Below are 12,712 nucleotides of genomic sequence, written 5' to 3' on the forward strand. Positions count from 1 at the left end.
GAGGCCGGAGGACGGGTGAGCGGGTTCGGTGGTTTGATGACGGGGTGACTGACAGCGTTGTGGCCTCCGTTCGCGCGCACCTGCTGGGGCAGATAGGGGGACCGGAACCGACTGCGGCATCGGTGACGTTCCTGGGCGTCGAACCGCTGGACGTGCTGCGGTTCGCACCCGACGACGAGGATCTGGTCCGCTACGTGACCCTGGGATGCTCCCGGCACCCGATGAGTGACCCCGGCGAACTGGTGGCCGACGCCCTCCGCGGCCCCCGCGCCGAACTGATCCTCACCCTGCGCGGCGGCGCCGGGGTGGCGTCGGGAGTCGCGCGCACCCTGGCGGTGCTGGCGGCGGCGCCGTCGGTGGAGGGTGTGGTTCTCGTGGAGGACGCGCTGCTCGACCTGGGGGAGCCGCTGTGGAAGGACGCACCGTTCACCGCCGTGCTGCTCGGTGAGTCGACGATCCCCGACCTCCCGCTGCCCGAACCCGCGGAGGCCGTGCGGTTCCTCGCGGTCGTGCCGCTCACCGGCACCGAGGCGGCGTGGGTCCGGCTGCGCGGCGCCGGCGCCCTGCGTGAAGCGTGGGCGGAGGCGGGCATCGACGTCCGCGATCCGCTCCGCGGCGCCGCGTCGCTCTAGAGCCAGTTGTTCCGGCGGAACGTGACGAACAGGCCCACCGCCACCGACGCGATCACGAACACCACGCCGTGATAGCCGTACTGCCAGTGGAGTTCGGGCATGTTGTCGAAGTTCATGCCGTAGATGCCCGCGATCATCGTCGGCACGGCCGCGATGGCCACCCACGCCGAGATCTTGCGCATGTCGGTGTTCTGCTGCACGGCGACCTTCGCGAGGGCGGCATCGACGAGTGAGCTGAGCACCTCGTCGTATTCGGCGATCCGCTCGGCGACGGTGGTGTGATGGTCGAGGACGTCGCGGAAGTAGCGGCGGATCTCCTTCGGCACCGGATTGCCCGGTGACCGCGTCAGCCGGAGCAACGGATTGGACAGCGGGTTCACCGACTTGCGGAGTTCGACGATCTCCCGTTTGAGCAGGTAGATGTGTTCGACCGCGACGCTGCTGCGCGGACTGAACACCGCCTCCTCCATGCTGTCGACGTCCTCCTCGATGGCCTGGGTGACCTCGAGGTACGTGTCCACCACGTGGTCCGCGACCGCGTGCAGCACCGCGTACGGGCCGAGGGCGAGCCGCTCCCGGTTCGCCTCCAGCGCGTGCCGGACGTTCGACAGCGGGGAATGGTCACCGTGCCGCACGGTGATGACGAAGTTCGCGCCCACGAACACCATGATCTCGCCGGTCTCGACGATCTCGCTGGCAGTGGCCACCGACTCGTGCGGCACATAGTTGACCGTCCGCAGCACCAGGAACAGCACGTCGTCGTAGCGTTCGAGCTTCGGCCGCTGGTGGGCGTGGACGGCGTCCTCGACCATCAGTTCGTGCAGCCCGAACGTCTCGGCCACGCTCTCCATCTGCCCCTCGTCGGGGGCGAGCAGCCCGACCCACACGAACCCCTGACCCTGTTTGCGGACCTCGGCCATCGCCGCCTGGTGCGTGTACTTGCCGGGGAGCCTCGTGCCGTCGACGTACACCCCGCAGTCCACGATGGCCCGCGCGGTCGGGATGCGGATCCGGGAACCCGGGTCCTTGTCGCCGTCGCGCTGGTCCTTGTCGCTGCCGCGCCGGGGGAGCGAGGGCACAGACGGCACGGGGCCCTCCTTCACCGTCGAGTCGGAAACGCTGCCGGTGAATCGTACGTCAGCGCCGGGTTCGGGCCGGGCGGCGTCGCACGACACGCCAGGCTTCCGGGCCGCACGCTCGGACCCGGTGCGGCGACACCTGACAGACTGGTCTGGTGCTCATCGATCTCCACACCCATTCGACGGCCTCCGACGGGACCGACAGCCCGGCGGACCTGGTGCGCGCCGCGGGCGCGGCGGAACTCGACATCGTGGCGATCACCGATCACGACACGACCGCGGGGTGGGCCGAGGCGGTCGCGGCGCTGCCTCCGGGGCTCGCCCTGGTGCGGGGCATGGAGATGTCCTGCGAGGGTCGGGGTGAGGACGGACGCCCGGTCGCGGTGCACCTTCTCGCCTACCTGTTCGATCCCGCTCACGCGGCGTTCGCACGGGAACGGGAACGCCTGCGGAACGAGCGCATCGTCCGGATCCGCGCCATGGCCGAGTTGATGATGGAGGACGGCCTCCCCATCGACGCCGACGAGGTGCTCGCGGAAGCGGGACCGGCGGCCGGGCGCCCGCACCTGGCGAGGGCCCTCATGCGCGCCGGCGTGGTCGGCAGCATCGGTGAAGCGTTCGTGGACCTGCTGGCCCCGCGCGGCCGGTACTTCGTCGACAAATCGGACACCCCGCTCGACGAGGCCGTGCAACTGGTGGCGGAGGCCGGGGGAGTGAGCGTCCTCGCTCACGGCCGGGCCCGCACGAGGGGGCGGCTGCTGTCGCTCGATCACGTTCGCGACCTGGCGGGAGCCGGTCTGCACGGGGTCGAGGTTCATCACCCCGATCACTCGCCGGAAGATTCGCGGGTGCTGCAGGCCCTCGCCGACGAGCTCGGTCTGGTCGTCACCGGCTCCTCCGACTATCACGGAACGAACAAGGCCATCCGGCTCGGCGAGTTCACGACGGACGCCGACGAGTTCGACACCCTCGTGTCGAAAGCATCAGGGGTGCAGGTGGTCTCGGCATGAACACGCACGAGTCCGAGCGGTACGACCCGTACGGTCCCGCCGTCCCGAGGACGGTGGCGGCCACCGAACCGCGGCGCAGTCCGCTCCCGGTCCGCGCGCTGCGCGCTTTCAGCGGGGCCGTCGCCGCCGGCGTGGTGATCCTCTGTCTCGTCGTGATCGGCTCCGCCTACGTCGGCGGCGGCCGGGGCTTCCCCGGGCCCGGGGCGATCTCGATCACCGCGCACGTGGTCGCGTCCGTGTTCGTGATCGTGGCGCAGCGAATTGCGGACCGCCGCGACGGACTCGCCGCCGTGGTCGCGTCCGTGGCCGTCCTCGCGGCGGCGGCGCTTCTGCTGGCCACCCAGTGGTGGGGATGAGCGACGCTCGGCCCGATACGTGAAACCGGCTCTCACAGTGACCCGCCGGTAACTTGTTCTCACAGGTAGAGGCCCGAAAACGTGAGACATCTGACTGTCGTGGCAATTTGATTGTGCATCGATATTCGTGCCAGACTTAGCACCACTCCGACGTCGGCGCCACCGCCCTTCGGCGGGGGTTTTATGGCAGCGTTGCCAGGGGCTCACCCGCCCAGTGCCATGACGCTTCGGACGTTCTGCGGCCATCGTGATCGCGCACCCCGGAAGCTTCACCCCAGTTGTCGTTCGTGGAGTAACTGTGAGGATCAGCGCCGATCCCTACGGTTACTTCTCAGTAACCCGGCCCCGAGTGAGCCTGGACTTATCAGGAGTGTCATCGTGTCCATCGTGTCCGAACCCACCACACCGCAGAAGGTCGAACTGACCGACGAGGAGATCTTCGCCGGCCACATCGGGGGAAAGCTCTCGGTAGAGACCACCGCTCCCCTCGATTCGCAGCGCGCCCTGTCCATCGCATACACGCCCGGTGTCGCGCAGGTCTCCCGCGCCATCCACGCCGACGAGACCCTCGCCGACCGCTACACCTGGACCAACCGCCTCGTGGTCGTCGTCTCCGACGGCTCCGCGGTGCTCGGCCTCGGTGACATCGGCCCCCGCGCGTCCCTTCCCGTCATGGAGGGCAAGTCGGCCCTGTTCAAGAACTTCGCCGGGTTGAACTCGATCCCGCTGGTCCTCGACACCAAGGACCCCGACGAGATCGTCGAAACCCTGATCCGGCTGCGCCCCAGCTTCGGCGCCGTCAACCTCGAAGACATCTCCGCACCCCGCTGCTTCGAGATCGAGAAGCGCGTCATCGAGGCCCTGGACTGCCCGGTCATGCACGACGACCAGCACGGCACCGCCATCGTCGTCCTCGCCGCCCTCAAGGGCGCGGTCAAGGTCCAGGACCGCGACCTCCACGACCTGCGGGTCGTCATCTCCGGTGCCGGCGCCGCCGGTGTCGCGTGCGCGAACATCCTGCTCGCCGCCGGGATTGCGGACGTGACGGTGCTGGACTCGAAGGGCATCGTCTCGGCCGACCGCACCGACCTCAACGAGATCAAGGTCGACCTCGCCGCGCGCACCAACCCGGCCGGTCGCCGCGGCGGTGTCGTCGAAGCACTCAACGGTGCAGATGTGTTCCTCGGCGTGTCCGCGGGCACCGTCCCGGAGGAGCTCATCGCGACCATGGCGGAGAACTCCATCGTGTTCGCACTGTCGAACCCGGACCCGGAGATCCACCCGGACGTCGCCCGCAAGCACGCGGCGATCGTCGCGACCGGGCGCTCGGACTTCCCGAACCAGATCAACAATGTGCTCGCCTTCCCCGGTGTGTTCAAGGGCGCGCTCGACGCCGGCGCCCGCCGCATCACCGAAGGCATGAAACTCGCCGCCGCCGAGGCAATCCTCTCGGTCGTCGGTGACGAGCTGGCTGTAGACAAGATCGTTCCCAGCCCGCTCGATCCTCGCGTCGCCCCCGCTGTCGCGGAGGCAGTCGCCGCCGCTGCTCGCGCAGAAGGCGTCACCGACTAGCGAGAATCCGTCGAACACCCCGATCCGGAACCCGCACCCACGGTTTCGGTGTCGGGGTGTTCGCCGTTGTGGGAGAACTCTTTACGACGCGCGCTCCACGATCTGCCCGGCGCTCGGGTTCCGCCGCAGGCGGCCGGTTCCCGGAACGGATGCCCACACCGCGAGCGCGAGCAACCCGTCCACGACGAGAGCGAGAATCGTCACCAGCAGGGCACCGACGAGCACCCGGTCGTACTGGCGCAGGGCCAGTCCGTCGAAGATGTAGCGGCCCAGGCCGCCGAGATTGACGTACGCGGCGACCGTTGCGGTGGCGATGATCTGCAGGGTGGCGTTTCGCAGCCCGCCGAGCATGAGCGGCAGCGCATTCGGGGCCTCGACCCGCGTGAGGACCTGCCATTCGGTCATCCCCATCGCGCGGGCGGCGTCCACCACCGTCCGGTCGACGTTCGCGACACCCGCATACGTGCCCGCGAGGACCGGCGGGATCCCGAGGATCACCAGGGCCAGTATCGGCGGGATCAGACCCAGCCCGAGCAGGAGCACCAGGAACGTCAGCAGGCCCAGCGTCGGCAGCGACCGCAGCGCGTTGACGAGACCGACCACGACCACGTCACCCTTGCGCAGATGTCCGATGATCAGACCGATCGGCACCGCCACCACCGCGGACAGTGCGACCGCCAGAAAGCTGTACCAGAGGTGTTCGAGGATGCGGGTGCCGATTCCGGTGCTGCCCGACCAGTTACCCGGGTCGACGATGTAGTCCCAGGCGCCGCCGAAGATGTTCACGAAGCCTCCTCCGGCGCCGGGGTCGTCGATTGTCCCGCGACCAGCGGTGCGCGCCGCACCTTCTGCTGCCGGGTCCACGGTGTCAGTGCCCGGCCGACGAGGAACAGCAGCAGGTCGAACGCGAGGGCCAGCACGACGATCGAGATGATCCCCGCCAGGATCTGGTCGGGATAGTCACGCTGGTAGCCCTGCGTGAACAGGGTGCCGAGGCCGCCGATCCCGATCAGCGAACCCACCGACACCAGCGAGATGTTGGTCACCGCCACCACCCGGACGTTCGCGATGAGAACGGGCAGTGCGAGCGGCAATTCGACCGTCAGCGCCCGGCGGAGGCGGGTGAAACCCATCGCGGTGGCGGAGTCGACGACGTCTGCGGGAACGGAGTCGAGCGCCTCCGGCACGGCGCGGATGAGCAGTGCGGTGGAGTAGATCGTCAGCGCGATCACCACATTGAGCGGGTCCAGGATCTGCAGTCCGAAGACGGAGGGGATCGTCACGAACAGCGCCAGCGACGGGATCGTGAACGCGATGCCCGCCACGATCAGCGTGATCTTCCGCAGCCACGAAGCACCCCGGATCGCCGTCCCCACCGGGACCGCGATGAGCAACCCGATCAGCAGCGGAACCAGCGCGAGATAGAGATGGGTCTTCGTCAGGTCGACGACGACCGAGAAGTTGTCGATGAGCCAGCGCACGCGATCACGGCCCGTCCGGGGTCGCCTGCTGGGCAGTGAAGTAGTGCTCACCCCGCGCGCGGTCCTCCGCCGCCCGTTGCTCGGCAAGCTTCGCGATCACCTCGGAGCCGAGGATGCCGCCCGACACCGCGCCGTCCGCGTCGACGGCCACCCCGATGCCCGACGGCGAGGAGATCGCCGCGTCCAGCGCCTGCCGCAGATCGGCGCCGGGGGTGAAGAGCGATCCGCCCGCCGCAGTGCATTCGGAGAGAGGCCGGCCGGCCCGCACGCCCTCGACGCCGGTGACGTCGATCCACCCCCGCGGCACGCCCGCCTCGGTGACGACGAGGACCCATTCACCCTGTTCGAGCCGCAGCCCGGGCAATTCGTTCTCGGTCGCCGTCCGCAGGGTGTGCAGCGGAACCTGATCCGCCGCCCGGAACGACAGCCCGCGGTACCCGCGGTCGCGACCCACGAACGAGGCGACGAAATCGGTGGCAGGCGCGGACAGCACCGTGTCGGGTGCGTCGTACTGCTGCAACCGGCCGCCCGGCCCGAAGACCGCCACCCGGTCACCGAGTTTGACGGCCTCGTCGATGTCGTGGGTGACGAACACGATCGTCTTGCGCATTTCGGCCTGCAGTCGCTGCATCTCGGCCTGCAGATCTTCGCGGACAACAGGATCGACGGCGCTGAACGGTTCGTCCATCAGCAGGATCGGCGGATCGGCGGCCAGCGCCCGGGCGACCCCGACGCGTTGTTGCTGGCCGCCGGAGAGCTGACCGGGATAGCGGGACGCCAGCGCCGGGTCGAGTCCGACGCGTTCGAGTACCGCCAGCGCGGCCTTGCGGGCGTTGCGCCTCGAGTCGCCGCGCAGCACCGGGACGGTCGCGACGTTGTCGACCACCGTGCGGTGCGGCAACAGTCCCGCGCTCTGGATGACGTACCCGATGCCGAGGCGAAGCTTCACCGCGTCGGTCCGGGCTATGTCGCGGCCGTCGACGGTGATCGTGCCCGCGGTCGGGGTGATCATCCGGTTGATCATCCGCATCGACGTGGTCTTGCCGCAGCCGGACGGCCCCACGAAGACCGTGAACGATTCGGCCTCGATCTGCAGGTCGAGGCCGTCCACCGCCGTCGTGCCGTCCGGGTACTGCTTGGTGACTCCCGAGAACGTGATCACGGCAGGCTCCTCACGAGACCGGCTTGTCGAGCCCCTGGTCCGTCACCCACTGCTTCGCGGCCGCCGCCGGCTCGGTCTTCGCATCACCCGAGACGGAATTGTTGAGCGCGACAAGCTCTTCGGTGGTCAGCTTCGCGGACAGCGCGTCGAGGGCGCGGGTCAGCTTGTCGGAGGACTTGGTGGTGCGCAACACCGGGACGACGTTCTGGGCCGCGAAGTTGTTCAGCGGGTCCGCGAGCGCCACGAAACCGTTCTGTGCGATCGCCGGGGACGTGGTGAAGATGTCGGCGGCCGTGATCTGTCCCGACGCGAGGGCGTCCACCGTCGCCGGCCCTCCGCCGTCGGCGATCGGGACGAAGTTGTCGGGCGTGATGTCGAGGCCGTACTTGGCCTTCAGGCCGGGCAGGCCACCGGGACGTTCCTGGAATTCGGCCGGTGCGCCGAACTTCACCTCGTTCGAGTGCGCCGCCAGATCCGCGATAGAGGCGAGGTTCCAGCGCTCCGCCGTCTCCTTCGTGACGACGACGGCGTCCTTGTCCTCCGCGGGGGCCGGGGTGGTGATCGTCAGTTCCGAGCCCAGCGCGGCGGGCAGCGCCGCATCGACGTCGGCTGCGCTGGTGGCGGTGGCATCAGGGTCGAGATACTGCAGGAGGTTGCCCGTGTAATCGGGGATGACGTCGATCGACCCGTCCTTCAGCGCGGGAATGTAGGCCTCGCGAGAGCCGATGTTGAACTTCGTCGTCACGTCGAACCCGTTGGCGCGGAGCACCTCGGTGTAGATGTTCGCGACCGTCTCCGATTCGGGGAAGTTCGCCGATCCCACGATGATCGCGTTCGGGTCGTCGCCGGAGCCCTCGCCGCCGCCGGACAGGGGGTCGGATCCGCCGCCGCCACACGCCGCGAGTGACACGACGGCGACCGTCGCGAGAGCGATACTGCCCACGGAGCGGCGGGTGAAGCCCGAGAGAATTCGTGAGGTGCGCATGAGCGTCCTTCCCGTTGTCACCGGCGCCGGACCTGCCGACCGAAAGCCGGTGGACGCGTGTCCGCGCCATCGGTTGGCCAGTGTAACGATAGGGGCGGACAGAGCACGGTTTTCGGCCGGCTCGAGGTAAACGAAAGGCGCGACGTGGCACACACACGCACAGACCAATCGGCCCGCCGCAGGCACCGCCCGGCGGCGTGGTCCCGCGCACTGACCGCCGCGTCCGCGCTGCTTCTCGTCGCGGGGCTGGCGTCGGGATGCGCAGGTGCCGACACCACCCTCGACGGTTCCGTGGGGCAGGGGCCGGGCGAGATCGTGGTGGGTGCGGGTGACGATGCGGAGAGCCGCATCCTGGCCGAAATCTATGCGGGTGCCCTGCGTTCGACGGGCGCGCCGGTCACCACCGACGGTGGCCTCGGTGATCGGACCGCCTATCTCGGGCAACTCGACGCCGGGAGCGTCACGCTGGTACCGGAGTTCACCGGTCGCCTGCTGCGCTATTACGACCCCGGCTCGACGGAAACCGAGCAGGACGACGTGTTCGAGGCGTTGAGCAAGGCTCTGCCGCAGGGGCTTTCGATCTCCGACTTCGCCGCCGCCGAGGACAGGTCGGCGCTGGCGGTGACTCCGCAGGCATCCGAACAGCTCGGTCTCACCACGCTGGACGACCTCGTTCCCGCGTGCGGAACGAGCACGGCCGTCCTCGCCCCGGCCTTCGAGGCCGACGCTCTCGCCGGCCTCACCGGTTGCGCGTTCGCGCAGACGACGAGAGTGGCCGACGACGCCGCCGCGGTCGGCGAACTCGCCGTGCCGGCGCCGGCAGGCGGAGCAGTGGTGGCCGGGGTGACCACTGCGTCGCCCGACGTCGCGGACGCGGATCTGGTGCTGCTGTCCGACGACGAACACGTGTTCACCGCGCAGAACGTGGTGCCGCTGTTCCGGATCGGGACCCTGAGCGAAGCCCAGCTGAAGGCGTTGAACGTGGTGGCGGGTGAACTGACGACCGCGGACCTGGCCGACATGATCGGCCAGGTCCGCGGTGGTGCCGATTCAGCCGACGTGGCGCGGGTGTGGCTGGACGCTCATCTGTGAACTCAGGAACGCCCCGAGTTCCGCGACCGCGTCCGCGGCCTCGCGGACCAGGGACGCCTGCAGGTGGGCGACATGCCACAGCCGGGCGTATTCGGTGAGCGTGACGTCCACGCTCGACTCGTTCAGCTTGTCGACGAACTCCATGATCTGCGGGTAGAGTACCTCGTCCACTCCGACGTGGATCAACGTCGGTGGCAGTCCCGCCAGGTTTCCCTGCAACGGTGCGTAACCCGGATCCCGCGCGTCGCCGTTGCCCAGATACTTCTCGGCGGCGTCGAACGACCACGCCGTGTTGACGACGAGATCCCGGTCCCGGGACGTGTCACGCCGGCCGGGATCGACCCACGGGGAGATCAGTGCCAACGCCGCCGGGGTCACGCCGTGCCGGTCGATCAGGCAGCGTGCGGTGGCGACGGTCAGGCCACCGCCCGCAGAATCGCCCGCGACGGCGAGTTGTTCTGTCTCGTAACCATGTTCGGTGTTCAGCTCCATGTACGCGGCGACCGCGTCCTCGAGCCCCGCCGGGAACGGATGTTCCGGAGCCAGCCGGTAGTCGAGGGTATACACGACGCTGCCCGATTCCCGGGCGATGTGAGCGGCCAGCGATCGGTGGGTGGCGAGCGAACCGATCGTGTACGCACCGCCGTGCAGGTAGAGGACGGCGGTCCGGCGTTCGGTGGCTCCCACCGTGATCCGCTCCGCGGGCCGCCCGGCCAGGACGGTCGGGCGCACGACCGCACCGGCGGGCACCTGCTGCAACGGAGCACCCACGTCGAGAAGGGTCCGCTGCACCGAGTACGGAAGCCGTGCGTTGAGGCTGAGGCGGTAGAACGGCCGGAGCGCCGTCGCGACGACCGGCAGCGGCAGGTGGAAGCTCATCGGTACCTCAGTTCGACTTGGGGAGGACGCGTCCGGCGACGAAGGCGACCACCCGCTGGTAGCTCGGCCCGACGAGCCGCACCCAGGCGTCGAGGAACTTGGCGTCGGCGCCGATCAGCACGCGCGCCTTGCCCTTGCGGACGCCGGTCAGGATGGTCTCGGCCGCCGCCTCCGGGGTGGTGCGTGCCAGCTTCTGGTCGAAGAACTTCGCGAACGTGTCGAGGTCCTCGCCCGGTCCCGCGGTGGCGTTGCGGGCGATGGCCGTCTTGATGCCGCCGGGATGCACGCACGTCACCTTCACGGGGTGCTTGGCGATCAGCATCTCCTGGCGCAGCGACTCGGTGAACCCGCGCACCGCGAACTTCGCCGAGTTGTATGCGCTCTGGCCGGGCATGGACAGCAGGCCGAACAGGCTCGAGACGTTCACGACGTGGCCGTCGCCCGACGCGATGAGATGCGGCAGGAACGCCTTGGTGCCGTTGACGACTCCCCAGAAGTCCACGTCCATGATCTTCTCGATGTCCTTGAACTCGGACTTCTCGAACTCACCGTGGTAGGCGATGCCGGCGTTGTTGTACACCTGGTTGATCTTGCCGAAGTGGGCCCGCACCTCATCGGCGTACGCGAGCACCGCCTCGCGCTGGGTGACGTCCAGGTGATCGGACTTGACCTCGGCGCCCAGTGCCTCCGCCTGACGTGCGGTCTCGGCGAGTCCGACGGTGTCCATGTCCGAGATCGCCAGCCGGGCACCGCGGCGCGCCAGGTCGAGGGCGAGCGCCCTGCCGATGCCGGAGCCGGCTCCGGTGATCACGACTACCTTGCCTGCGAACTCGCTCACTGTGCTGTCACCTTGTCGTCGTCGAGGTCGATCTGCGCCGGGATGGCGGCGGATCCGGGGGTCTTGCCGTTCACGTGTACGGGCGCAGGCAGATCGGCGGTGGCCACGCTGTCGTACGCGGTGAGATCGAAGCGCCTGGTCTCGTTCCGGAACTGGAACGTGAAGCCCGGCCACAGGGTGGTGTTGTTGCCGTGCTTGTCGAGGTACCAGCTCGCGCACCCGCCGTTGTTCCAGACGCTGTGCGACAGCTTCTCCTGGAGGTCGGCGTTGTACCGGTCCTGGGCGTCCTGACGGACCTCGATCTTGCCGATCCCGTACTTGTCGATCGTCTGCAGTGCGTCGACGAGGTAGTTGAGCTGCGACTCGATCATGAAGACCATCGAGGTGTGGCCCAGACCCGTGTTCGGGCCGACCAGGAAGAACATGTTGGGGAAGTTGGCGATGGCGGCGCCCTTGTAGCCCCGCTGTCCGCCCTCGTCGAAGACCGCGGCGAGCGAGCGGCCGTCCTTGCCGAAGATGCCCTCGAACGTGGGGGAGTCGGTGACGTGGAAACCGGTGGCGACGACGATGGCGTCGACCTCGCGGACGGTGCCGTCCTTCGAGACCACCGAGTTGGCCGTGACCTCGGCGATGCCGTCGGTCACCAGGTCGACGTTGTCCTGCGCGAGGGTGGGGTAGTAGTTGTTCGAGATGAGCATGCGCTTGCAGCCGATCTGGAAGTTCGGGGTCACCTTCTTGCGCAGATTCTTGTCCTTGATCTGACGGCGCAGGTGGCGCTCGGCCGCGAACTGCAGCGGCTTCATGAAAACGGGGGCCTTCGCGAGTCCGACGACCTGGCTCTCGCGCATCCAGTAGATGCCCGCACGGCACAGCTTCTGGAAGCCGGGGAGGTATTTGAACGCGGTGTGCTCGAGCGTCGTGTACTCGCGGTCCGCCCGGGGCAGGATCCACGGCGCCGTGCGCTGGTACACGTCGAGGTGCGACACCTTCTTGCCGATGGCGGGCACGATCTGGATGGCCGAGGCGCCGGTGCCGATGACGGCGACGCGCTTACCGGTCAGGTCGGCGTCGTGGTTCCAGCGGGCGGAGTGGAAGATCTCGCCCTCGAAGCCTTCGATGCCCTTGATGTCGGGGAGCGACGGCTCGCACAGTGCGCCGACCGCGGAGACGACCACCCTCGCGACGAAGTTCCCCTTGGTGGTGCTGACCTCCCAGCGAGTGGTCGACTCGTTCCAATGGGCGGACTGCACGTCACAGCCGAAGAGGTGCTTGTCGCGCACCTTGTACTTGTCCGCCACCGACTGGATGTACTTCTGGATCTCGGGCTGCGTCGAGAACGACCGGGTCCACTCCGGGTTCAGCGCGAACGAGTAGGAGTACAGGTGCGAGGGCACGTCGCACGCCGCACCGGGGTAGGTGTTGTCCCGCCAGGTACCACCGACCTCGTTGCCGCGCTCGAGGACGAGGAAGTCGGTCTTGCCTGCCTGGGTCAGCTTGATCGCCGCGCCGAGGCCGGCGAACCCGCTGCCGATGATCAGTGTGTCGACGTGGCGGACACCTGCGGTGGGGGCGTAAGTATCTGTGACGGGGAGACTCATGTAAGAAACCATAGGACGCTATTGAGGG

The 12,712-nt window shown here is 68.5% G+C and carries 13 protein-coding genes; 5 read left to right on the forward strand and 8 right to left on the reverse strand.

Annotation, left to right across the window (positions count from 1 at the left end; all coding sequences use genetic code 11):
* The first annotated feature begins 44 nt into the window (after positions 1-44).
* Positions 45-632 (forward strand): suppressor of fused domain protein, encoded by a 588-nt coding sequence (locus tag I1A62_RS40305; protein ID WP_192581859.1) that lies wholly within the window; start codon positions 45-47, stop codon positions 630-632.
* Here the strand turns inward: I1A62_RS40305 and corA are convergent.
* Positions 629-1,720: a magnesium/cobalt transporter CorA gene (gene corA, locus I1A62_RS40310; RefSeq protein WP_124392232.1), complete on the reverse strand. Its 1,092-nt coding sequence runs from the start codon at positions 1,718-1,720 to the stop codon at positions 629-631. The genes I1A62_RS40305 and corA overlap by 4 nt on opposite strands.
* A 146-nt stretch (positions 1,721-1,866) precedes the next feature.
* Between corA and I1A62_RS40315 the strand changes: the two genes are divergently transcribed.
* The 3 genes from I1A62_RS40315 (at position 1,867) to I1A62_RS40325 (ending at position 4,649) form a co-directional block, all read left to right on the forward strand.
* Positions 1,867-2,721, forward strand: coding sequence for a PHP domain-containing protein (locus tag I1A62_RS40315; protein ID WP_219457811.1), 855 nt, complete (start codon positions 1,867-1,869; stop codon positions 2,719-2,721).
* Entirely contained in the window at positions 2,718-3,077 is a 360-nt protein-coding gene (locus I1A62_RS40320; protein WP_124392234.1) for a hypothetical protein, read from the forward strand. The genes I1A62_RS40315 and I1A62_RS40320 overlap by 4 nt, the downstream gene beginning before the upstream one ends.
* A 378-nt stretch (positions 3,078-3,455) precedes the next feature.
* On the forward strand, positions 3,456-4,649 hold the full coding sequence (locus tag I1A62_RS40325; RefSeq protein ID WP_219457813.1) for an NADP-dependent malic enzyme: 1,194 nt from the start codon (positions 3,456-3,458) through the stop codon (positions 4,647-4,649).
* Positions 4,650-4,730: 81 nt separating this feature from the next.
* Here the strand turns inward: I1A62_RS40325 and I1A62_RS40330 are convergent, their stop codons facing one another.
* From I1A62_RS40330 to I1A62_RS40345, 4 genes are read right to left on the reverse strand one after another with little or no spacing between them, the layout of a single operon-like run.
* The gene (locus I1A62_RS40330) at positions 4,731-5,435 is read right to left on the reverse strand and encodes an ABC transporter permease (RefSeq protein WP_124392235.1); all 705 of its coding nucleotides are present in this window, start codon (positions 5,433-5,435) and stop codon (positions 4,731-4,733) included.
* Positions 5,432-6,130, reverse strand: coding sequence for an ABC transporter permease (locus I1A62_RS40335; protein WP_219457814.1), 699 nt, complete (start codon positions 6,128-6,130; stop codon positions 5,432-5,434). The genes I1A62_RS40330 and I1A62_RS40335 overlap by 4 nt, the downstream gene beginning before the upstream one ends.
* A gap of 4 nt (positions 6,131-6,134) precedes the next feature.
* Positions 6,135-7,292, reverse strand: coding sequence for an ABC transporter ATP-binding protein (locus I1A62_RS40340; RefSeq protein ID WP_219457816.1), 1,158 nt, complete (start codon positions 7,290-7,292; stop codon positions 6,135-6,137).
* Positions 7,293-7,302: 10 nt separating this feature from the next.
* On the reverse strand, positions 7,303-8,277 hold the full coding sequence (locus I1A62_RS40345; RefSeq protein ID WP_124392237.1) for an ABC transporter substrate-binding protein: 975 nt from the start codon (positions 8,275-8,277) through the stop codon (positions 7,303-7,305).
* 144 nt (positions 8,278-8,421) lie between these two features.
* Between I1A62_RS40345 and I1A62_RS40350 the strand changes: the two genes are divergently transcribed.
* Entirely contained in the window at positions 8,422-9,369 is a 948-nt protein-coding gene (locus I1A62_RS40350) for an ABC transporter substrate-binding protein (protein ID WP_219457818.1), read from the forward strand.
* Here the strand turns inward: I1A62_RS40350 and I1A62_RS40355 are convergent.
* The 3 genes from I1A62_RS40355 to I1A62_RS40365 are packed head-to-tail and all read right to left on the reverse strand — an operon-like array spanning position 9,328 to position 12,684.
* Positions 9,328-10,248 carry an alpha/beta hydrolase gene (locus I1A62_RS40355; protein ID WP_219457819.1) on the reverse strand — a complete coding sequence of 307 codons (921 nt, stop codon included), beginning with the start codon at positions 10,246-10,248 and terminating at the stop codon, positions 9,328-9,330. The genes I1A62_RS40350 and I1A62_RS40355 overlap by 42 nt on opposite strands.
* A 7-nt stretch (positions 10,249-10,255) precedes the next feature.
* Positions 10,256-11,086: an SDR family oxidoreductase gene (locus I1A62_RS40360; protein ID WP_206005597.1), complete on the reverse strand. Its 831-nt coding sequence runs from the start codon at positions 11,084-11,086 to the stop codon at positions 10,256-10,258.
* A complete protein-coding gene (locus I1A62_RS40365; protein ID WP_219457821.1) occupies positions 11,083-12,684 on the reverse strand; it encodes an NAD(P)/FAD-dependent oxidoreductase in 1,602 nt (533 codons plus the stop codon). The genes I1A62_RS40360 and I1A62_RS40365 overlap by 4 nt, the downstream gene beginning before the upstream one ends.
* Positions 12,685-12,712: the final 28 nt, after the last annotated feature.

Source organism: Rhodococcus sp. USK10, from assembly GCF_019378875.1.
GTDB lineage: Bacteria > Actinomycetota > Actinomycetes > Mycobacteriales > Mycobacteriaceae > Rhodococcus_F > Rhodococcus_F pseudokoreensis.